The organism is Mycoplasma sp. 4423 (genome assembly GCF_054353855.1).
Genome location: NZ_JBTHHJ010000007.1, coordinates 14,512 through 39,111, shown reverse-complemented (window position 1 = coordinate 39,111; position 24,600 = coordinate 14,512). Strand labels below are relative to the sequence as shown.

Annotated in this window: 14 protein-coding genes; 5 read left to right on the top strand and 9 right to left on the bottom strand. The window is 29.9% G+C overall.

Translation table 4 applies throughout. From position 1 onward, the window contains the following. Positions 1-25 precede the first annotated feature (25 nt). From ACXYRN_RS01860 to ACXYRN_RS01820, 9 genes are all read right to left on the bottom strand, one after another. The gene (locus ACXYRN_RS01860; RefSeq protein ID WP_458607458.1) at positions 26-694 is read right to left on the bottom strand and encodes a hypothetical protein; all 669 of its coding nucleotides are present in this window, start codon (positions 692-694) and stop codon (positions 26-28) included. Beyond that, a complete protein-coding gene (locus tag ACXYRN_RS01855) occupies positions 694-1,935 on the bottom strand; it encodes an ABC transporter ATP-binding protein (RefSeq protein ID WP_458607457.1) in 1,242 nt (413 codons plus the stop codon). Before ACXYRN_RS01855 ends, ACXYRN_RS01860 begins: the two co-directional genes overlap by 1 nt. Beyond that, positions 1,916-2,875: a sugar ABC transporter permease gene (locus ACXYRN_RS01850; protein WP_458607456.1), complete on the bottom strand. Its 960-nt coding sequence runs from the start codon at positions 2,873-2,875 to the stop codon at positions 1,916-1,918. The genes ACXYRN_RS01855 and ACXYRN_RS01850 overlap by 20 nt, the downstream gene beginning before the upstream one ends. Further along, complete coding sequence (locus tag ACXYRN_RS01845; RefSeq protein WP_458607455.1) at positions 2,875-6,057, bottom strand: carbohydrate ABC transporter permease; 3,183 nt, start codon at positions 6,055-6,057, stop codon at positions 2,875-2,877. Before ACXYRN_RS01845 ends, ACXYRN_RS01850 begins: the two co-directional genes overlap by 1 nt. Before the next feature lie 3 nt (positions 6,058-6,060). Beyond that, positions 6,061-6,579, bottom strand: coding sequence for a hypothetical protein (locus ACXYRN_RS01840; RefSeq protein ID WP_458607454.1), 519 nt, complete (start codon positions 6,577-6,579; stop codon positions 6,061-6,063). 12 nt (positions 6,580-6,591) lie between these two features. Next, the gene (locus tag ACXYRN_RS01835; protein ID WP_458607453.1) at positions 6,592-9,081 is read right to left on the bottom strand and encodes a hypothetical protein; all 2,490 of its coding nucleotides are present in this window, start codon (positions 9,079-9,081) and stop codon (positions 6,592-6,594) included. 39 nt (positions 9,082-9,120) lie between these two features. Then, positions 9,121-9,564 carry a hypothetical protein gene (locus tag ACXYRN_RS01830; protein WP_458607452.1) on the bottom strand — a complete coding sequence of 148 codons (444 nt, stop codon included), beginning with the start codon at positions 9,562-9,564 and terminating at the stop codon, positions 9,121-9,123. A 315-nt stretch (positions 9,565-9,879) separates the two neighbouring features. Further along, positions 9,880-11,736 carry an alpha-amylase family glycosyl hydrolase gene (locus ACXYRN_RS01825; protein WP_458607451.1) on the bottom strand — a complete coding sequence of 619 codons (1,857 nt, stop codon included), beginning with the start codon at positions 11,734-11,736 and terminating at the stop codon, positions 9,880-9,882. Between the two features lie 41 nt (positions 11,737-11,777). Then, complete coding sequence (locus tag ACXYRN_RS01820) at positions 11,778-12,455, bottom strand: hypothetical protein (RefSeq protein ID WP_458607450.1); 678 nt, start codon at positions 12,453-12,455, stop codon at positions 11,778-11,780. 213 nt (positions 12,456-12,668) lie between these two features. Here ACXYRN_RS01820 and ACXYRN_RS01815 point away from each other — a divergent pair, with 213 nt between their 5' ends. The 5 genes from ACXYRN_RS01815 to ACXYRN_RS01795 all read left to right on the top strand — a co-directional run bounded on the left by ACXYRN_RS01815 (position 12,669) and on the right by ACXYRN_RS01795 (position 24,596). Beyond that, positions 12,669-13,637 carry a ribose-phosphate pyrophosphokinase gene (locus ACXYRN_RS01815; protein ID WP_458607449.1) on the top strand — a complete coding sequence of 323 codons (969 nt, stop codon included), beginning with the start codon at positions 12,669-12,671 and terminating at the stop codon, positions 13,635-13,637. A gap of 292 nt (positions 13,638-13,929) precedes the next feature. Beyond that, positions 13,930-19,437, top strand: coding sequence for a PDxFFG protein (locus tag ACXYRN_RS01810; protein ID WP_458607448.1), 5,508 nt, complete (start codon positions 13,930-13,932; stop codon positions 19,435-19,437). Positions 19,438-19,445: 8 nt separating this feature from the next. Beyond that, a complete protein-coding gene (locus ACXYRN_RS01805; RefSeq protein WP_458607447.1) occupies positions 19,446-22,487 on the top strand; it encodes an ABC transporter substrate-binding protein in 3,042 nt (1,013 codons plus the stop codon). After that, the gene (locus ACXYRN_RS01800) at positions 22,488-23,543 is read left to right on the top strand and encodes an ABC transporter permease (protein WP_435128893.1); all 1,056 of its coding nucleotides are present in this window, start codon (positions 22,488-22,490) and stop codon (positions 23,541-23,543) included. Then, entirely contained in the window at positions 23,544-24,596 is a 1,053-nt protein-coding gene (locus ACXYRN_RS01795; protein WP_458597596.1) for an ABC transporter permease, read from the top strand. The last annotated feature ends 4 nt before the right edge of the window (positions 24,597-24,600 follow it).

The following is a 24,600-nucleotide window of genomic DNA, read 5'->3' as shown; positions in this document are numbered from 1 at the left end:
AAACCAAGGAAACCCTTGGTAAATATTATTTTGAATTGTTTAATAAAGCATTAATTTCAACTTTTAACTTTTGTGTATCATGAGCTTTGGCTGCTAAAATTTTATCTTTTTTAACAAATCCATATCTTTTCTTAGTTACTATTATTAAAACAATACATATAAATGCTAAAATCATCGCAATTCATGATGTTGTATAATTGATTCTAGGTAAATCTCCTGTTTGAATTGGTGTATATGATTTTGCATTATCAGTTATAATAAGTGTGTAATTATTTTTAAATGTTTGATCTGGTTGTAAAGCATTTATAAAGAATAAAACTATAAAGATAGCAGGTATCAAAGCAAATAAGTAAATAAATGTTTTATCGGAATTTGATTTATTTTTATATAACATAACTTGCATATAAATCAAGGTTAATAAAGCAACCAATGAAAGAAAAATACTGATTGAATTTAAACTTCAAAAGACTTCTTTTAACTGATATGAAGGTGAGTTAGCATAAACTTGTGCAGGGGTAAATCCGGCTGCTGTATCGCTGTTTAAAATGTAGTTATATTCAAGTTGAATTTGTGCATAAAAGCGAGTGTATAAGGTTGCTTGCAAAATTATTACAATTGCTAAAAACACAGAAATAATTGCTAAATAAATTTTACGTTCTAAATAGTTGTTTTTAGTATCAAAATACTTATGCATTAGTTAATTCTTTCTTCGCTTTGACTATCAAATAAGTGGATGCGAGATACGATAAATTCAACATAAACATGTGAATATAATTCAAATTCTTCAGAGTTAGAAGCATTAACAATAAATTCAATATCTTCATTAATCCGCACTGTGACTAATTGATCTTTACCGATTAATTCAATATTTGCAATTTTACCTAACACTCTGTTTTCAGCATTGGAATAACTTATTTTTAGGTCTTCACTACGAAAACCGGCAACTACTTTTTGGTTTTCTTTTAATAATGCAGCTGTTTCTGTATCAAGTTTAATTTGAATTTTTTGATCATTAGATACCAATAAATTATCTTTATATATAGCATCAAAAGTATTCATTGTAGGTGATCCAATAAATTTAGCAACAAAAATATTAGCAGGTTTAAAGTATAAATCTTTACCTTTTCCATTTTGTTGGATTTTTCCATCGTTAAAAACAACAATTTGATCACCCATTGTCATCGCTTCGAGTTGGTCATGAGTAACATAAATACTTGTGGTATTTAACATACGATGAATGTTAACTATTTCGCGACGCATACTTTCGCGCAATTTAGCATCCAAGTTAGAAAGAGGTTCATCCATCAAGAATACAAGTGGTTTACGAGCAATTGCACGACCAATAGCTACACGTTGGCGTTGTCCTCCTGATAAATCACGGGGCTTACGGTAAAGGTAGTCATCAATACGTAAAATTTTTGCAACATCTTTAACACGACGATCGATAACATCTTTACGTTCGCGGGCGATTTTTAATCCGAATGAAATGTTGTTGTAAACATTCATATGCGGGTATAAAGCATAAGATTGAAACACCATTGCGATATTACGTTCATTAGGTAAAAGGTTGTTATATCTTTTGTTATTAAATAATAAATCACCTTTAGTAATTGAATTTAATCCAGCAATCATCCTTAATAAAGTTGTTTTTCCACATCCTGAAGGTCCTAAAAAGATGCAGAATGTTCCAGCTTTAATATCTAAGTTAATATTTTCAAGTGTATATTTTTCGTTTCCTTCATATTTTTTTGAAATATTAACTAATTTGATATCAGCACCATTGCTTGATTCATAAATTTCACCTACTTCAGAAACAAGTGCATCAATATCGATGGTTTCAAAACCGCTTGTATCATCTAATTTATCTTCTGTTACAACAGAATTATTTGTGTCTTTTTTCTTTTTAAAAAACATATTATCCTTTCACGGCTCCATCTGAAAGACCACCGACAATGTATTTTTGTAAGTACATAAATAATGCAAATGCAGGGATAGAAGCAAGAATCGAACCAGCTGCATATGCTCCTGCATTAACATGTTTTGGTTCAGCTGATAAGAATTGGTCTAGTCCAACAGCTAAGGTTTTTTCTTTTGAATCAGCAAGTACGAATTTAGGTAAGATAACATCAGTAAATGGTGTTAAAAATGATCATAAAGCCACCATAATAAGCGCAGGACGAATAACAGGGACTAAAATTTTAAAGAATAATCCTCAGTTGCTACATCCATCGATTTTACCTGAATCATCAAGTTCGCTTGATACGGTATCTAAATAGGACTTAAGCATAAAGGTATTCGCTGAAATGGCTCCACCTGAATAAATAATAACTAACATAAATATTGATGGTATCCCAATGCTATTACCTAAACGAACCAGTAAGAAAAGTGAAATAATAGCAGTTGTTGCCGGAATCAGTTGTAACATCATTATTATCATTAATGAATTTTTTGATCCAGCGAATTTAAATCTGGAATATGCATAACCATTTAATGCCACAGCGACAGTTGATATCACCATAGTTAAAACAGCAATTATGATGGTATTTTTATACCAAATCAAAAAGTCGCTACGAGGACTGGTGAATAAGTAAGAGAAGTTGTCTCAACCAAATTTAAATGGAACAACCGCAACAACACGTTCATTATTTACATTGAATGCTGAAATAATTAATGAAACTATTGGAAAGAGAATAATTATTGCTCAAAAGATTAAGAATAAGTAGTTAAAGAATAATCAGAATATTTCAAGTGCTGTTAAGGGTTTGGTATCAGTTTCGTTAAAATTAATTCGTCTAGGAGTTAATTTTTTATACGGAACTTTTACTTTATCAAAGGTATGTTGATAAAATTTTTTGCGTTTTCATTTTTCGAACATTAATCTCTCCTTGACATAGTTTTAATAAACCCTCTTGCACCAATAGCAATTGAAATAAGAGCAGCAAAGGTTGTTAAGGCAGCAGCAAATGCTTGGTCACCTGGGATGTTGGTTGCTCCTTGTGCGATTTTGAAGACAAATGAAATAATAATATCAGTTGATGCTTCATTGAATGCAGATGCTTTAGCAAAGTTTGGCCCACCACCAGTGAAAATAGAAATTGTAGTGAAATTATTAAATGCTCCAACAAATTGACCAATTAGCATCGGTGCAATTGAAATAAGAAGAGATGGTAAGGTAAGATGTCAGAATAGTTGTCTTCCTTTTGCTCCATCAACAGCACCTGCTTCATAAATATCTTTTGGTATAGATTGTAAATTACCAGTTACAAGCATAAAGATAAATGCATAAGCAATTCATGTTTGCACCACGATTACCAATACACGAGCAGTACCGATTTCACCTAATCAGTTACGTGGCTCCTTTAGTAGTCCGATTGATAACATTATTTTGTTAATGTATCCAACTTCACCACCTTGAAATGATGATCTAAGAAATGATAAAGTAACGAATGCTGGAATAGCTCATGGTAAAATATAAATAAGTCTAAATATTTTTTTAAACTTAATGCGTTGGTTATTTGTTAAAATTGCGATTATAATACCAAGTGAAATAGGGATAAAGGTTGAAAAGACTGTCCATATTGCTGTTCAATAAAATACACGTCCTAAACCACTAAAGATACCAGTGTTACGAAATACTCATCAATATCCTCAGTTTTTAAGCCCTACTCAGTTAACAGTTTGTGCCGGAGCATAGTGCTCAAAACCATAGTTAGTAAATGAAACAAGCACTGATGTAATAATAGGTGTAGCTACCACAAAAAGCATTAATACTCAACCTAAAATAGAGATCACTCAGGGATATCCACCTGTCGAAATTCATCTTTTGGTATGTGATCATTTACTTGGACGAGAACCATATTCTAAGTTTTTTGCTACCCGATAACTACTAAGCGATGATGTAGCAAAGTATATTATGACTATTACCATCAAAATAACACTTATAACACCACCAAATAAGTATATCCGAGCATCTGTTAAAATACCTTCTGCATGGTTAAATTTGCCTGCTCCTAAGTCGCTAAAACCAGGAATTCCACCCATTTTATCTCAGTAAGCACCAAATGAAAATGGAACAATTAGTGCTCATAAAAAGATGCTTCCTAAACTAAGTAAAATTCCTTTTATGTATTGTTTAAAGAACAATAATTCAGAAAGACCAGGGAAAATAAATCCAAGCACTAAAGCAAGTCATCTGAAATTTTTCATTGTTTCAATTGGTATTGATTTTTGTGCTTCATTAATTTTGCTATCATAAATTTTTGAATTAACTCGCATTTCAGCAAATTCACGTCAAAATGAAGTTTTCAAAATTTCTTTGTTAGATAAAACTTTTGATTTTAATTTTGCTTCTGTAACAGCCTCTTTATAGTCGATTTTGTATTCGATTTTCTTATTTTTGAAAGCTACCTTAGTAATTTCTTTTGTCTTGATTTTTGCTTTTAAAGCTGCTATATTTTCTTTATAAGTTTTCTTATAAAGTTTTTTGGATGAAGCAAAAACTTGTTTCTCTGCTTGATATTCAGTTATAGGTTTTTCTTGTTTATTAATATTTGGATTGACATCTTTATTATTTAGTTTTTGGATAAGATTATTAATTACAGCCATTAGATTCGTAGATTCAGAACCGTTTTGACTTTGATTTGATAAATGTTTTAGATTATATAAAGAAACCTTTGATTTAATCCGTTCTTCGCAATATTTAATGCGAGTAAGTCGATAATCAATAAACTTTTCTCTTAATGCTTTTGATTCTACCTTGTGAAATTCACCTTCATATGTATATTTAACTTTTGCATCTGCAAGCAGATTTTTATATTGGGATTTTAACAATATTGAAAATTCATTTTGAACTCTTAAAACATTAATAAAATTTAAATATTCTTTTAAAGCGATATTAACAAAAGGATAATCATTGGTTACTTGATAAGCATTAAGAATATTAAGAATTTTGTTATTTTTAACTTTTAAACCTTTTAAATCTAGGTTTTTTATGCTAAAATCAATTTTTGGTAAGTTATTAAGGTTTTTTGAAAGTAATGAATATAAGTCTTTATAATTTTGTAATCTTGCTCGTTCTTTAAAAAATGGTTTGATGGATTTATATCATTGCTTAATTTTTACAACTTCTAAATTTGATTTATCAACAATTTCTTTAACAACTGCTTTATTAGCAACTTCAACTGATAAAATTTTTTCTTGTTGTTGCTTTATTTTTTCTAACGAAAGCAGCTTTTGTTGTTTAGCTTGACTTTTTCGTTCTTGCAGTTTACTTGTGTATTCATATTCGATTTGTAGGATTTTTTGTCTGTTTTCAAGAATAATATTTTCTTTTTCTTTTGTATATAACTCTTTTTGTAAAGTATATGTAGATTCATATTGACGTTTTAATTCTTGACGACGAGCAAATAAACTTAATCTTTGTTTCTCTAAATTTTCATAGAAGTTTTTAAAGAATGTTTTTGCTGAATCTCCTAATCTTTGGATATATGCAAGTTCGTTAGGTAGCAATAAATTATGTATTTTTTCGATATCAAATTCTGTATCTTTAACATGTTTTAGATAAAGTTTAAGAATAGAAAAGATAGTGTATTTTTTAAATGTTTGCACTTCTGAAAGACGAGTTGAAGTCTGTAGTTTTTTAATACTTTCGACTTTAATTTCTAAATCATCAGCAGATTTTGTTAATGAATAAACAAAATCTTTTGCATATGATTTAATGTCTTTTAGTTGTGCATTAATTTTTTTAAGTTCAAAATTTAACAAAGAAATCGAAGAGGTACAAAAGGATAATTTCTTAATAGAATCTTTAAGAACTATTATCTTGTTTTTGTAAGCAACTTTGTGCGAATTTAATTCGCGTTTTAGGTTGTCTTGTAGTTTTGTCCTTGCTCGTAAGAACAAATCTTTGTCTATTTTTTGTTGGTTATTAATACGATCTTGTGTTCTTAAGAAGACATTTTTAATCTGTTTTTTATAGGATTTAAGATTGCCGGCACTCTGAGGTAATATTGAATCGAATGATTCACCGTATCAGTTGTACAGCTTTAATTTTTCCATAAATTACCTTGCCTTTCCTTTGTGTATTTTAACCCATTCATAATAATGAAGTTTTCTTTGAATATGATATTGCATACTGAATGTAAATAAAGCAATAACAGTTGAAAAAGAGAAAATAGATATAAATGCACCTGTTATTATTTGAAAGTTACTCATATAAGATGTTCCCCTAAAAAAAGGTAGACCTGTAAGTAAAATAAAAACAATAATCCAACATGTAAAAAAGATATATCCTGCTTTCAATTTGCTTCGTAAAAGTAGTAAATAAATCAAAAAGAAAACTAAAACTAAGGTATTTGCAATATAAGCAACTAATGTTGCAATGGCTTGATTTTTTGCAAATTCGCTCAATTTATCTGCATCACTTCTTATTTCAATAGGCACCGATTCAGTATTAATTCCATATCCGAATGGAATTAATACCCATATAAGAAGCACTGCTGTAAGCAGTGCTAATAGTGTTAATAAAATATAAAACTGTTTTTTTTCGATATTTATTTTATATTTAGTATAACTGTACATTTAGCTTACTTATTATTTGAATACTACTCTAACTGGTAAGTTACCAGAATTTATTGCATTAAGTGTTGCAGTATAATCAGCTGATAATTTATCTTCCATTGCACTTAAAAACTTATCTTGTGTTTGAAGTTTATCACCTAATGATCTGTATCATTCTGCTGAACCAAAAGTTTTATCGTTTCAATTTGATCAAACAGTTTTTAGGTTTGGATTAGAGTTATCAAATCTGGTTGGTTGTACTTGTAGAATACCTAATCCTTGTTCTTGAAGTTTTTTGCTTGATGTTAGAACATTAAACACAAAGTTTACAGAAATTGATTTATTGTATTCATCAATGTTATTTTTAGTGGTAGCAATGGTAACATCAGATAATGTTCCATCTTTCTTTTGCATCTTAGATGACATAAAATCATCAGCAAAAGTTGAAATCTTAGCAAAGTTTTCAAATCCAGCTAAATAAAGTTTTACAATTTTACGGATTTGTTCATCAGAAACAGTTGTAGGAGCAGCAGTATTAGAGAAGAATTTTGCACGAGCAAATACTTGATCTTCAAATTCTTGGAGTTTATTGTCTTTCATTGCTTGTTGAATCTTTGCAATTAAAGCGGCTTTTTGACCATTGTCATCTCCATTGACACCAAAAATAAATTGTTCAATTTTTCTTAAGTGGAATGTTCCGTTGTTACCATTTTCATCTGGTTTATCTTGAACCATATCAACAAAACCTAGATTTCCAAACTTATCCTTGTTTGTTAAGGTAGCAAATGCTCCTGCTTTCATCTTGTCTGCACCAAGCTGTCATGGTTGTGCAGGTGTGCTACCAACTAATTCATCGCTTCATTTAGTTGTGGATCCCATTAATCCAGCAAGTGTATTTCTGAGTGGCAATGCATTTACCAAAGAATTATTTAGTTCATCAACTTTTGCTTTTGTTTCAGTTGAACCATTGAATGTAATTTTCATCTTATCTTTTGAAACTTGGTTAGCATCTGCGATAGGATTGTTTTCATCAGCCTTTGATTCTCATAAACCTCATTTTCCGTAGCTTCCTTTTAATTCATTAAGTTCACTTAAAACGGTTGCTAGTTTACTATTAAGTTCATTGAAATCAGCATAACCTAAATTTTTTGCAAAATTTTGTATCTTAGTTTCTTCTGATGTATTATCTGATTTGATTCTATCTGACATTCTAGAAAATAGAGCTTCTGAATAAGGTATTTTAGAATCTTGTTTAAAGTATTGATAGTATGAATCGAAATTAAATGCTGCTTTTAAAACTTCTTCAAGTGCTTTCTTTCTTTCAGGTGATGATCCGTTGTTTCTTGAAGAAATACCATAACCTCAACCACCGGCCGCCTGAATGTATGGAGCTCCATCATCAACAGGAACTACATTGAAGAATGATAGTGCATTTGCTGCATCTCTTGAGTTTTGAACATCTCATGTCCCAATTAATGCATAGTCAAGTTTTTTATCTTTCATTGCACTAAAAATAGTTTGGTTAACAACACCCATATCGCTTCCGTACATTGCTTGTAAATCACCTTGACTTAATCCGTTTTTAGCTCAAACGGTTTCTTTGTATGCCTCTGGTGTCATTCCATAAGCTGCATGAATAATTGGAAATAAAACATTAGCAACTTCTTTTAATCCATCTTTAAGTAATCCATGTCATTTATCACCTTTTACAAATCATGAAGAAACTTGTCCTTCATTATTTTTGTATAAGTTCTTTTGGAAGAATGATTGAGATAATGAATTTCCACCTAATTCATTTTGTTGCACTTCTGTGTATGAATCTCATGCTTTTTTGATCCCACCATATAATATACCATTACCATATCAAAAGTCTTGTAATCTTAAGACTAATTTACCTTTTTCAACTAGTTCTTTCAATGTATCTGTATGTTCATTTGTAAGTTCAGCTCTTGTGTCTGCTTCATCTTTGTTTGATGCTAAAATAAGACCTTCCTTGTTATGACGAACTGCTAAAAATTTATGTGTAGGTTTCTGATCTTGTGTCCCGTTAATAGTTCCGAATTTAACAATATCAGCTTTTTGGTCATCAGGTAGCGATACAACTTTGTTTAAATCATCTAGTACTTTTGGTGTATCATTTACTTTATCTCCAAAGAATGTATCTAAGTCAGCTAAATAATTATTTTGTGCAAATTCTGTAACACGGTCTTGAGGTAAATAGAAAATATCAGGAACAGTTGGGTCGTTTAATCCTTGTGTACCAAGGTTTAATGCATCGAAAACACCTTTTTGAATAAATTCAAGTGTAAATCCATCTTTTGTGTGTGAATCAGAAGCATCAAAAAGTTTCTTAACTTCATTGTAAAAGTCCTTTTGTGCTCCATCCACAGCGATGTAAATTTTCTTAGAACCTTTTCCGGTGTCTTGTTGTGCTGAACCACTTGTTCCACAAGAAACAGCAACTCCTACTGCTCCAAGCGATAATAATCCACCTGTATAAACTAATGCTTTTTTTATTTTCATATTTCAATATTCCTTATCTATTGTTAAGTAATTACAGGATTATTCAAATGCAATTTCATTTTTTTGATATGCAATAAAAGAAAAAATAATACAAATTGGTGAGAGTAATAACAAACCACTTATACAAGCAACATAACCTATCCAGTGATTAAATTCTGTTTTTGACATTATATAAATTACATGAATAGTTATTAAAGCAATCGCTAAATAATTTATTACTAATACAGCAAGCATTATACGTACTCAATAATTTTGCAAGGTTTTGAAAAGTTCAACATTAAAAACATTAGGAGATTTACTGAGATTGATAATAATTTGGATAAAAATAATTTCTATAATAAGTACAACAATGTTTGCAAAGAGTAAAAATAAATATTCTAAGATTTTTGGAGTATATTTGCGTTCAAGTGGTAATTTACCTAATCAAAACCACCTAAAACGAGTTTTAAATGGTGGTTTTGAAAAATGTATATTTTTCTTCATAATCCTGATTAAATTATAATATAGCAATACAAAAAACACATAATAATTGTGAAAATATGATATTAATTCCTTTGATAACTTGATATGTCAAGATAGTTGTTCCATAATTTGCTTATTTATAGATAGATTATGACAAAACAATTTTATTTTTTTGTAAATAAATTGGTTTTTGTTCAAGTGTTCGTTATTGATTTTTAATAAAGTTAATAATAAAGAAAAATACACTTTTTAGCTCATATATAAGCAACAAAAGTGTATTTTTATCTCGTGTAATAATAATATATTTCAAGGTTATTTATATTATAAACAGAAATTTTATTGTTTTTTAATCAAAAACACTCCGACTTTTATGTGTGAATTGCTTTTCAATGATTTTTCACTCATTTGAAAACTTTGATTGATTAAATCCTTATCAAATTTATATCCATCTTTTAGGTTAATCTCAAAACTACCTAAATTGTCACTATATACAACTAATAAATAATTTCCATCATGGTTATCTCTTAAGGTTAAATTATTAGGATAATTTGATGCATTTTTGATAATGTCTGATGGTTTCTTAATATATTTTATATCTTGATCTCTAAGTGATGGATATTGCTCGCGTAAATGGATTAATTTTGAAACTAATACATATGCACCGTTTTTATCAGAAACTAATGATTCAACATATCCTTCACCTTTTGAATCCTGTGTTTGAATAATATCACTTCCTGATCTTTCATCCTTAAAATAAACTCTTTTGTGCAAATCTTTCCATCAATATGCTTCACGAATTTTATCATCACCTTTACTTTTATCTCCACCTTGCATTAATATTTCATTTCCGTCATATAAAATAGGTGTTCCACCACGAGAAAGCAAAGAAAATAATGCCGCTAAATAACCTGCTCTTTCTTTATTGTTAAGTCTATGTGATGTTCCTAACGGTGATTTTGTTACATTTTTTTTATAATTTGCTATTCAACGATCGATATCATGGTTATCTAAAAACGGTAATCAATAACTCATACCTTCATCGCTGTTAAGATAATTGATTAAGTTTTTTTCCTCATCAGAATTAATAAATGGATGTATTTGATATTTATAATGATTTCCATCTAAGACACTACCAAGAGCTTTATAATTCGACCTTCCATACATTAAATATTTTGATGCATCATAAACACTTTTTCATCATTCCCCGAACATTAATACTTCTTTATCAGAACGAGCAACATTATTTTCTATAGCTTGCTTAATTTCTTTATCAGATGCATCACGTCAATCAAAGAATAATTGTGATGTTTTTGATCCATCACTATCGGTTGGTTTATGTGAATTTTCGCTACCAAAATAATGGTAAAAAGCATCATAGCGAAAACCATCAACACCTTTTTTGATTCAGAATTTATGAATGTATTCTATTTCTTTTAAAACATCCGGATTAGTTAAATTTAGATCAGGCATCCCTTTTCAGAATTTTGCTGCATATCTTAGATTTGTATCAGGTTTTGGGTTTTGATGATAATTAATATTTTTAAAGATTTTTCTTACATCTTTGTCTTCACCATAATCTTTATCGTTTGTTGGTTTGTTGTCATAAAAATAATAATATTTTTGATATTTTTTATCTCCATCTAAAGCTTTTTGAAACCAAGGATGTTCATAAGATGTATGGTTTAAAACCATATCTAAAACAACTTTAATTCCTTTTTCGTGTGCCTTAGTTATAAAATTATCAAAAGCCTGCATTCCACCAAGTTCGGGAGCAACAGCAGTATAATCGATAACATCATATCCGTGATAAGATGAAGATGGATGAATTGGGGATAGATATAATGTGTCTATTCCTAGATTCACGAAGTAATCCAAATTATTAGTTAAACCAATAAAATCACCAATTCCATCATCATTTCCATCAGCAAACGAATATACAGTTAACTGATACATTACATTCGATTTTGTCTTAGCGATAAAAGGTGCTTGAATTTTTGCATTTTGATATTCATCTTGGTAGCTTACATTATTCAAACTTTTTTGGTTCTCTGCGACAAATTCATCATTCCCTCACCCTTTTAATCTTTTAACAGTTGATACATCATCATTTTGTTGACTGCATGAAATAGCAGTTGCAATAAATGCAGATGATGTTAAAAATAAAAATTTTTTTATTCACCATCTATGTCTCATATTTACTCCATTAGCATAAAAAATCTACTATAAAGTAGATTTTAACTTCCTTTAGCAAGATTTAAGATATCTTTTCTTAATACTTCAACTTTATCTAAATTACCTTTAATTTTTTGTCAATTTGATATCAATTCATTAAGTTTTTCAGATGTAATTTTGTTGTTTTTTTCAAGGATATCAAGGTTTTTTATGATTTGTTGCATTGATGAAGATTCAAAATATGCATTATTAATTAACTGTAAAGAAGTTGCTTTATGAATTTCGTTTCTATAAAAATTTACAATGCTTTCTTGAAAACTTTTTAAAGTATTAGAAGCATTTTCATGTAGTTGTAATTTACCGATTTTATCAATGTAATCCAAACTTTTCTTCTTACTTCTTTCAATAAATCCATCGTTTAGTTCTTTTAATAAAGCATCAAGTTTAGCTATTTTTTGATCATTAGTAAGGCCTTTGTCATCATAAAAACCTTTTACTCTTGTGTCAAAACTTAATGCTCAATCAGTATCTTTTGGATTACTATTAATTATACTAATTTTAGTATCTAAAAACTGCTTATATGTTTGACGTAATTTGCTTACATCTTCTGGAAATGATTGTACATATTTTAAATTATGTGTCGGTATTGCTATAGCAGCTGAAACACCTGCAGCACCTAAGACGAATCATGAACCAATAAGCACATTTTTCATAATATTACTTTTCTTTTTGTCTGTCATTATATTCCTTATATTTAATAATTATACATTTTTATTTTATATATACTTATCTATCACATTATTAAATTTTTTCTTTGATATATCAAGTCATAATCAATTTCATAATTTTTCTAATTATCTGGTAATGTTTACACCATATAATACACAAAACACAATATTTAATTATCTTTTAGTTTAAAATATAAATAAGGTAAAATTATAATGAAAGGAAAAATGGATAATAATATTGTTTTGTTTGGTATGCATAATTCGCTTAAACTTGCTCAAAAAGTTTCAGAAATTATCAATATACCACTTTCGAATGTAGATCGAACAGTATATGCTGATGGTGAAGTTATGCTGGTTTCTACTCCAACTGTAAGAAATAAGGATGTTTATATAATTGCAAGCACATCAAGACCTGTAAATAATAATATTATGGAACTTTTGATGTTTATTGATTCGTTGAAACGTGCTAGTGCTAAAACAATTAATGTATGCTTAAGTTACTATGGATATGCTCGTCAAGATCGCAAGGCTCGTGGAAGACAACCTATTACAGCCAAATTAGTTGCTGATTTGTTGCAAACAGCAGGTGTTTCTAGAGTAATTTGTGTGGATTTACATAATCCTTCAATTCAAGGTTTCTTTGATAAACCAGTTGATGATTTAAGAGGACAATATCCGATTGCAAAAGCTCTGAAAGCAACAGGAGAAAAATTTACAGTTGTTTCGCCAGATCATGGTGGAACTGTGCGCGCGCGTAGATTAGCTGAATTAATTTCAGAAAGTGTGCAAATATGTATCATTGATAAGCGCCGCACTGGTGTAAATCAAACAGAAGTAATGGGGATTTTAGGTAGTGTAAAAGATAAAAATGTTGTAATAATTGATGATATCATCGATACTGGTGGAACTATTTTAAAAGCAGTTGAAACTTTAAAAGCAAATGGTGCTAAAAAAGTTATAGTTGCTGCAACACACGGAATTTTTACCAAGGGTTTTGAAGTTTTTGAAAATCACCCTGATGTTTCTAAAGTAATTGTAACAGACAGTATAGATAATTATGAAATGTTAGACAAGTTCTCAAAATTGCAAATAGTTTCACTTGGTGAATTTTTAGGTAAAGTAATTAATGCATCATTAGTTGGGGAAAGTGTTTCAGAAATTTACCGCAGTTATGAAAAAGAAATATCAAGTTAATTAGCATCCATAACACACTTTTGTGTGTTTTTTTATATTACAGTTTATCAGCAAAAATTTATATTTTATGATATTACAAATTTTATGCTGATAAAACAAATTATATGAATAATAATGTAAATAATTACTTAAAAACAAAATTATTTTAAAAAATTATTAAAAAATGTTAAAAATGCTCAAAACATATGATATATAGCACCCTTTAAAAACACAATAAATATATAAATATGAAAAATTATGGTAAAATTATATAGAATATTTATTCAAACCAACTTATAAAAAGAAAGGAAGTATGAAAAAACTAAAACTTAGTTTAAAAGCAAAAGTTTTACTTTCAGCCAGCATAATAACATTTACATCTGCTATAACTGTAGCAGCAATGTATGGATATGCAAATAACTCAGATGAGGTGCGAGGTTCATCGCTGCCTGTAAGTAAAGAAGAACTGAAAAACGATTTTTCTAAGTTATATAATGAAAATCATGAATTAACACCTGAAATCTTTATCACTGATCCGTCAAAAGAAAATGCAGTTGGATTTATTTCACCTGACTATAAATCATTTGGATTCAATGATAACAAAAGCAAACTTTATTCATTTGAAGACTTTTTTAATGAGTACTATAAAAGATACAATGAAAGTTTTATCTTAGCAGTTAAATATGGTTCATTTACATTTTATGATGAATATGTTTTAGCAGTAAAGCCAGATAAATTTATCGACTTTAGCAAGTGATTTATTAATAATGTTGCATGAGGACCAGATTTATTAACCTTGGATAGTTTTAGATTGGTACCAGGAGTAGAACAAAACGGAAATGCGATTACATTAGGATCGCATTCTACTTTACATAAAGAAGTAAGCGAAATCAAATTCTTCCCTGATGCATTCTTTGGTTCGATGCCAGTTTACTCAGTAATAGGTGGAGCGGGAAACCGAACCGATTCACTTACATATGCAACATTTAAAGATCAACAAGATAAAGTTACTGTTGATAACTTTTTAGCAACCATTCCACTTGCTTCTGCGATAAAAAATTCTCGTTCAGCAAATAATCTACCATTTTTATCGCTTTATAATCCAAACAGATTATTAGGAGAAACCTTTAAAATCTTTATTCCAAAAACTACACGTTTAGAAGATACATTGATTTTACCAAAAAATCTCACAGCATATACATTTACATTAGAAACCAAAGATGTTAATTTACCAACATCTGATAGTTCAGGGCATTCAGATGCCCCGAAAATAACTTATGATTCATTAGTTGATGCAAAAGTTACAAAAGTAACATCATCAAAACCAAATAATAGTGATAATCGAATCTTGAGTATCGAATTTTCTTATAAGGATGCAGATGGTAAAGATGCAAAATTTGTCTATGCAGCAGTTGAAAACGAAATTGATCCATATTCTGAAATAAATTACAAAACATTTAAAGCTATTTTAGATCCAAAATTAAAACATTTTCTAGATTTCTTTGATGTTAAAGCATATGAAGGACAAACACTTTGAATTTATGCTGATGAAAATGCTAATTTATCTGCATATGCATCAAAAGTCGAAGCGATGAATTCGATTGATTCATTGCGTGACTGAAGCAAAGTTCCCCAGGAAAGCAAAAATCGTTTACGTGAATTTAAAGTTAAATCAATTGATGTTAAAAATAAACGTCTTGAAATTACATTAGAAAACACTAATACAAATATTCCACTAATTATCACTTTTGATGCGATGCATATGAGTGATGCCGAAAATAAATTATTCGAACAATTTAAAGATGCAGTAGGGTACAAAGGTTCAATTAATCCAATTTCAATTAAATCAGGCCCAGAAGATATTAGCATCGTTGATAAAAATGGTAGACCTCTTAGAGGATTATCGACTCGTAAATATCAAATTTATAACGAAGTATATACCGGTTTAGTTGATAAAGTTCTTAAAAAGTTTCCACAATTAGCAAAAAAACTAAATGGACCACATATTCAAAGAACAATTAACGATCAAGGATTTTATGATTATAAATTAGTCGAAGGTGACTATTATGGATTACGTGATAGCGATCGTATAGGATTGCCATTATTGCTTTCTGCTACAATAGATAATTACGAAGGGATATCAACTGACTTCTTAAAATATGTTGCAACCCATGAATATGGACACCATTATACACTTGACCAATCACAAGCACTTAATCAAGACAGTAATGCCGTTGTTGTTGGAGGGATTTCTACTCGTGGTGGTTTAACTGAGACATCTTATTATTCAGCAAAATCATTGCGCAATTATTTAAATGCACGTACTAATTTAGATTTTGTTCGTGTTAACGCGTTAGGGCAACAAACTGAAGATACTGATACAACAGGACAATACATTCGCTTCTTATTTAAAGATAAAAACGGAAAATTTGTTCGTGAAACAGACAAGCAAATTTGAGGAAACCCAATTCCAAACAGTGATGTGTTCAGTGTTTTGGATGAAAAAGATCGTAGATTTTTACAAGACTTTAAAGGAATGCAAGAAGCTGCAAAATTACGTGGAGCAAGATTAGGTGATTTATTTATAGCTAATTCATTTGATGAAAATTCAGGTACATTAAATCCATTTATCGAGGGTGTAAACAAAACTTTTGAGAAAAAACAAATAGACGGAAAAGATGTTTATGTTTTTAAAGAAGTAGCAATCTCTGATATTGTTGAAAATATAAGAGATGGTTTAGGAAAATCACTTAAAGATGTGATTAAAATTGCTTCCCCAAATTCAATAACAATTTCAGTAGTTGAAACACAAAAAGATGCAAATGGCGCTACTATAGCAACCAAAATTAATGTCTTTGATAAAGATGGAAAACCAGCAATTAATGTTCCATTAAATGAACCACTTGATGAAAAAAGTCTTGATTATATAAGTGAACAAACAAATATTATTAAGAGTACAATTGAGAGTTTATTAATTACCCGTTTTGCAGATTCAGGTTGAAACACCCGTGATACAGATTTTGGTGGTGTAATTGGTCCAATTCGTAAAACATTGCTTCAAGGAACCAATTTTACAGATAACGGATTTGTTGATTCTTTAAAATACCGTTCAGATGCAGTTGAATTAGATGCAGATTCAAACAGAATCGATCAAATTTACCAAAATAACACAAAACGACCAGGAACCCGTCGCGCATTAGAATATACAGCATTAACAGATAAAGGTGATTTATACACAAACCTCAGTGAAATAATTGATACATATGTAGGATTTATTTTAGAAAACCAAAATAGAGGTTCACAATTTCAAGATGGATATTATGCTCAATTGTTGAATGTTTTTGCTTTTGTTAAAGATGGAAAAATTCAAAAAGGATATACATTCCCGTTAATACTAAACAATCATTTTTCAGATAAAGTCCTTTATAATCCAGATGAAAATGGGCAATCTGATTTATGACCATATGCAAGACAGTTTAACAGTGATAACAATGCTAGTGGTCGTCCACAAATGAACCCGGCTTATGGAATAATGTTTAGTGGTTTTGGTTTATATAACATTGATCAAGACAAAAAATTTGTTCCATTCTTAGCTGGGATCGATGCAGATGGTAATGTTGTTTCAAAAGATACCTTCCAAAGCATAATTCGTAATCCTAGAAGTTTTTCTGCTCTTGTTAAAAAAATAGCATTTGTCAACTTTAATAAAAATACTGTAAAAAACTATAATTTATACAACTCATTTAATAAAGAGTTTTTAGCAACAGTTAAAAATGGAAATCAAAGCGAAACAACAGCAGCATTTGATAATTTCGAAAAATTTATTGAATTTACATCGATTGATTATTCTAAAGCATCATTAGAACCATTAACTGTTAAAGACGGTGCTCCCGTAATTAAATTTAATTGAGATGTTGATTACGTAAAAACTAAATTTGATTTTGATGCATTTAAAGCAGCAGTAGCAACTTCAGATGAATCAGCAGAAAATAAATCAAGAATTGCAGCAGCAAGCGATCAAGAACTTGCAAATGAATTAATGTTAAGATTTAGAAATTCAGATTATTTCTGAACAGTTACAGACTTTAATCCAGCAACTCAGTTAAAAGAAAATCAAGCAATTTTTTCATCTAAATACGGAATCGATATTTTAAGTAATACTTTTACAGACAGCTTTTACTTTGATAAAAAATTTATGGTTGATAATGAACTTATCACACCAACACAAGAACGTACATCATATGATGCACTAGAGTTGCAAAAAATATTCTCTGATTATATAACTGGCATTGTAGGTAAAGATTCTGCTACTAAGATACTAGAATTTACTAATACACAAGACTTATATCAATTTGTAGGTAATATCATTACTTACTTAGGACAAGGTTATCGTGATAATGATCGCATTTGATACCTAAGAAGAGCGGTTTATACTGTATTTAACAATGGATATCCTTCTTCTGATATTCTTGAATATAACTCTACGCGTGTTGAAAACTTGCTAAATGATAAATTTACTGACTATATATATTCAATTCCAGAAACTTTAACTCGTGATTATGTGCAAACTACATATGTCCCTGCCACAGCTGATTTTGGTAACTTGCCTACATACTTAACTAATGCAAACGAAGCATATACAGGACAAGATTATGTAATTGATGCAACTAAGTTAAAAATTTGAAATGAACATAAAAATAGTTATTCAAATATTATTAATGCAAGTTTTGATGCAGTTAGAGCAGAAGCATTTGATAAATTATTTAATGAAACCAAGGATATTTACTTTAAAAATTCATTAGATCGTCAAATCAAAGAATCATTAGCATCAGAAAACCAAATTGAAATACAAAAACTCGATAATCGAAATGCACAAATTGATAAGGAATTGAAAACTCAAATCACGGATGAGCAAAAGAAGCAATTAGAATCTGAAAAAGCAACTAATATAGCATCTAAAAATCAATTACAAGAAGCTAACAAGAAACTTAATGAAGAAATTGCTAAATTATTTGAAGAGCAAGACAAGCAACTACAAGATACATACGAAAAAGTAATTGGTGTATATAAAGGTAAATTATCTGATGTTTCTGATTCAAACGGAAGAAACGAGGATAGATCCTCATCATATTTTGGAAAACTTATAACCAAAAGCAACGGTTACTTCCAAGATCGCTATCAAAAAGTCGCTATTGGAATGCAACTTTATGATGATAATGGAAAAGAAATTATGGATGATGACATCCGTCTAAAGGACTTTAAAAATCAACCAATTAAATCACGTCCGAGAGCTTTCTTTATTTCACAATTACGTAATTTTGGTATCGGAGAGAGAACTGTAGCTGGTATCTTTAGAAATAAACGTATTGATTCATTAGCATTATACGGATATGTTTCTAACGAAGATGCTAAAAAGATAAAACAACTTCGTTTTACAGATGTTGAAACAGGTGAGCAAAAATTCTTACCAATTAATATTAAAGGAACAAATAACGTCTTTTATCTCAAACAACAAGGTGATGCAAGTTCTAAGGTTAGAGTAGAAGATGAAGGATATACTTCATGAATATCTGATTTTGGAGTTATGGCAAAATACCGTAATACCTTATTATTACCAAAGCATCAATACTACATTCAATTTGTAGATGAAAATAATAAAGTTGTTTCCGATTTTACCTTAGGTGATGTAACTCAATTAGCAGAAAACGGAAAAACAGGTACACAAGCATCAGTAACTATAAGACATAATGAAGATTCAAAAACACAAGATAAAGGTAAAGCAATAATCAAGATTGATTACCAATTTAACATAACAGGATAGGAGCTAATTTGAAAAAAAGGTTATGATATTTATTTACCACAACCGCTGCACTTTCATCAGCATCCTTGCTAGCAATAGCGTGTAGCACCAGTGGAAATAACACAACAAATACAAAGAGTCTAAATGAAGTTCATAGTCAAAATTCAGTAATTGATTATGATCTTGGTTTAGCAACTGAACCAATTAATAACTTAAACTATATAAAATATAAATCAGTTGATAAAATATTACCTTCATTAGTCGACTCATTTCTTAAAAGTGGACCAAACAGTGATTTAAAATCTATTACTAAAATAAGTCCGTTAAATATGGTTATGGTAGATACCGATGGAACTGTTAAAACAACAGAAGATAAAAAAACTGAACCAAGTTCAAACTTTGATGATTTCTTCAAATTTAAAAATAAATTAGAAGAAAGTGATGGTTTTGGTAGAGTTCGTGGTAGTTGATACGGATTACATGACTTTGGTATTACTGGTGGTTTAGGGCGTGCGACAATCGGTGATCCACAACGAAATGCAAGTATTTATGCATTCCCTAACCCAAAAAACAGCAACAACTATATGGCAGTAACTGGATTTCTAAACAACGGATTAAATCGCTGAAGTAACGGAGATGTTTCAACAGCACAGGATTTACGTGATTATTTAGAATATATTTTGGATATTAATACCGGATCACAAAAACTAGATTCTGTATTAAAATACTCTATTCGTGGAGCCGAAAAATTTGTTGCTGCTCAAAAAGACTATGTTGATAAATTTGGTGTACCATATAAAAATCCATGAGGTCGTAGAAAATACATTAAATTAGCTGATGGTAGTTACATTCAAGATCCAAGTGAAAAAGAGTGACAATCACAAGTTTCAAAAAATAATGTACCTGCTGATACAAAAGAAGTTGAAGCAATCAAAAAAGCTGCATTAGATTTTGGTTTTTATACTGGTCAGCTATATTTAGATTACAGTCTCGAACAAGTTAATGAGAGTATGGATTTAAATCCTAATTTCAAGATTGAAAAAGAATCACAAAGTTTTACATTCAGAGATCCAAAAGATAAAACTAAGACTTTTGTTCGCACATTAGTAAAAAATGTTTATGCAAATCCTTACCAAAATTTTAAATTTGATGAAGATGCAAGAAAAATTAAACCTACAATTGAGACATTAGCAAATAATTTAAATACTTTTACAATGATTTTTGATGAGAACAAGACACCAGGTTTATCATATATGCTATTTACTATTTTCTTCCACCTTTTCCCTGTAAATCGTAAGTATATTGAAACAGTTGCAGGTGGAATCGATGTCTTCGGATCACAAAAACAACACTTTTTAACAAATGGGCCATTTTTGATGAAACCTGAAAATGTTATTTTAGGTCCACAGGGATCATTATTGTTAGAAAAAAATCCAGATTATTTCGATGCAGAAAACACCATTTCAAACCGAATAAAAATTTATTTTTCAACTGACAGAAACACTAATGCAACATTCTTTGAAGATGGTTATATTTCACAAACTTATATTCCGGCTGAAAAAATAACACAATATTTTGCTAACCCTGAATACAAAAAATATCTAAATAAAAACACAGGTTATGGAACAATTGCTTTTGGATTTAACCTTGATAATGAAACAAACGCACAAAGTTATATACAAGATGAAGACCTTAGAAACGCAATTTTCTATGCAGTAAACCGTGAAAACCTGCTTAAAGTAGTTGGATGAGACTTTTCATTTCCAGTAAACACCTGAACAGCATATGGACAATATCGAACATATGATGGGAAAAATATCGAAACCTACTTTTCAGATATGAGTAGTGATGCAAAAGATGGAGTAAAATTCCCATTACAAAATTATGATTTTGTAACTCATCTTTCAAAAGGATATACTTTTGAGAAAACACATCGTTATGATCAAACATATGCACCAAAAACAGCACAATTTTATATTGAACGTTTTAAAGCAAGACACAAGGCATTAAAATCTGTAACATTAAAATTCTTAAACAACTCTAGTGATGAACAAAAGAAAGCAGGTGCATACTTAAAAGAAATATTAGGTAGAACTTTCGATGGTTTTGTAAACATTGATATTAAGAGTTTACCTGAAAACTCATTTGCTTCATTTATTGAAGAAGGAAAATACGACATTATCTATCAAAACTATGATAGATTAGGTGGAAATAGTGCTCAAGACTATGTTGCAGTATTCTTCAAACCCGATGAAATAGATAGTTTTAACCAAAAAAGTATTGCCTTTAAAACAAACCCAGTAGGTTCTTACACATATGCAGATTACATTCGCCAATTATATGTGCAAGCAACCAATTTAGATGTAGATAACTACATCGAAACAAAATTACAAACTCCGTTTTTAGCTTTAGTTAATGCATCACAAAGCGCAAAAGATGCATATGAAAAAGCTAAAAAAGGAGATAAGAATCATATAACAGCTTTTGAAGAAGCAGTTAAACCATTAATTGAAAAATTAAACAAAGACACATCAAAAACATTTAGTGACCGTTTAATTAAAAATTTAATTGAATATATGCTAATTCAAAATCCGAATATTAAAGCAGGACGTAAGAAAAAAATTCTTAATGAACTGTTATTAATGTTTGAGGGAATTGATAAATTAGCAGATGCTACACGCCCTACTGCAGATCGCTTACATATTCAGTGATCATTAGGAAAGATTGATACAAAAATAGATTTTTGACGTAAATTTATTGATTTATCTTTCATTCGTCCACAAGAAGATTCGCAAAGTTATACTGATAGAATAAATGCATTCTTTACCGGAAACTTTACAAATGCTGAGGCAAAATTAAAATGAACCCAAGAATATGTGTACATCTTCATCGGAGAACTTGAAAAAGTCATTCGTGATGCATCGATTGTTGTACCATTAATGGAAGTTGATACCAACTGAGAAATAACCAGAGTAGGTGGTGTAGATAGTCTTTATACATTTGCACTGCAATATGCATATGATTTTACTAGACCACCAAAACCAGGATTACCAAGAGGGAGGGCAAAATAGATGAAATGATCTAAAACAAAAGAAAATAACAAAACTACTTATGTTGATGATAACTTTATAGTTTTTTCAAACAAAAGAACTAAAGATGCAACATTTGTTGAGAAATTATTTAACATTAATTCACCTTTATTAATTTCTTCTTGAAGATTTTTTAAGATTATTGCCGAATTCTTTATTATTGGATTAATTGTTATTACTATTACATTCTTTTTAATTAATGCCGTTCCTGGTTCAAATACTTTAACAGCTGGTTTAGATGATGCAGCAAAAAAAGCAATAGAAGCAAAATACGGTTTAGATCAGCCGTTAATTATAAGATACTGACACTATATAGTAAGACTCTTTCGCGGAGATTTTGGTATATCATTATCATTATTTCCTGCACAAGAAATAAATTCATTTATTTGAGAGCGCTTCTATAAATCATTTTTAGTAGGAATTTTTTCAGTATTATTAACTGTTGTAATAGGAATTTCTGTAGGAATATGAGTTGGTAAAAACCCAGGCGGAATAGTTGATAATGTATCAACTGTGTTAGTAAGTATTTTTTCATCGGTTCCTTCGATTATTTTTGCTTTAATATTAGTATTTATCGGTCGTTTAATTAACTTACCATATATCTTCGCTCAACATAATTTCCTAACATATATCCTACCTGGATTAGCGCTTTCTCTTGGAAGTATCATTGTATATATCAAATATATTCGTACCGAATTAAATCGTGAGTTAAACTCAGTGCATGCTAAATTTGCATATTTAAAAGGATTATCAAAAAACCGTTTTGTATGAAAACATGCACTTAAACCTTCACTCTTCCCAATCGCAACATTCTTCCCTGCTGTTATTTTCGGTTCATTTATCGGAAGTATCTTCATTGAGCAAATCTTCTTTATTTCTGGTTCTGGTGCAACATTACTACAAGCAATTCAAACAAAAGACTATAATGTGATTTTATTCTTAATTATAATGTTTACTTTACTTACTATTTTATCTTATGCAACTCGTGATATCTTATATGAAGTTATAGATCCAAGAGTGCGTAGAAAGGGGGCATAATTGGCATTCAATGATAAAAAAGAATCTAAATTAGTGTCTTCTTTTAAAAAGTATTTAACTAAATTAAAGCAACGTCAACAACTTGGTCCAACAAATGAACTAACTAAGGATGCTGCTCCAAGTATGATATTGCAACCGTTTCAATATCAAGCATGAAAAATAGTAGGTAAAACTTTTGATTTCCATGCTGATGCACATATGGGTGCAGAAACGAAGGTATTTAAAGAATTTGTATATCGTTATTCAAAGAGTTTTGCAGGTGTATTTGGTTTTGTTTTATTAGTCGTGATTATTCTTTTATCATTTATTATCCCATTTACTACACAAGATCCAAACTTATCAAGCGTTGATGCAAGGTTCTTAACATTTAACCAAACAGACGAGCAAACAGGAATTTATCATATTTTTGGAACCGATTCAATTGGTCGCGACATTTGGGCACGTTTATGACACGGATTGCGATACTCGATTGCATTAGCATTAGTTGTTACATTTATCGAAGTTATCATCGGACTTACCATTGGGATTTTAATGGGTCAATATGAGCGTTTTGATCGTGTGATGACATTTATAATTAAGGTTATTTCAGTAGTTCCAACAATCATTATTTTGATTTTGATGACTATTGTTGTTAGTCCAAGTTTCTGAGTAATTGTTTTTTCTTTATCATTTACATCATGAACAGGAATGGCTAATCAAATCCGTGCTCAAGTTAAGCGCGCAAAACACTTTGAGTGAGTTGCAGCTTCGAGAGTTTTAGGTACACCAGCATGAAAAATTCTTAAAAATTATGTTCCTGTTATCTTGCCAATACTGATTACTCAGTTAGTATTTACAATTCCTGGGGTAGTGCTTTCAGAAACATCATTAGCTTTCATTGGTTTAGCAATTGATGACGTTCCAACCTTAGGTAACCTTATTTCAGAAGGTCAAAAGGTCTTTCCTACCTATTTAAGATATGTTTTTGTTCCATCGACAATGTTGATTTTAATTACAACTAGTGTGCAATTAATAGGAGCGAGCGTCCAAGATGCCTTGAGACGTCAAAGATAGAGGT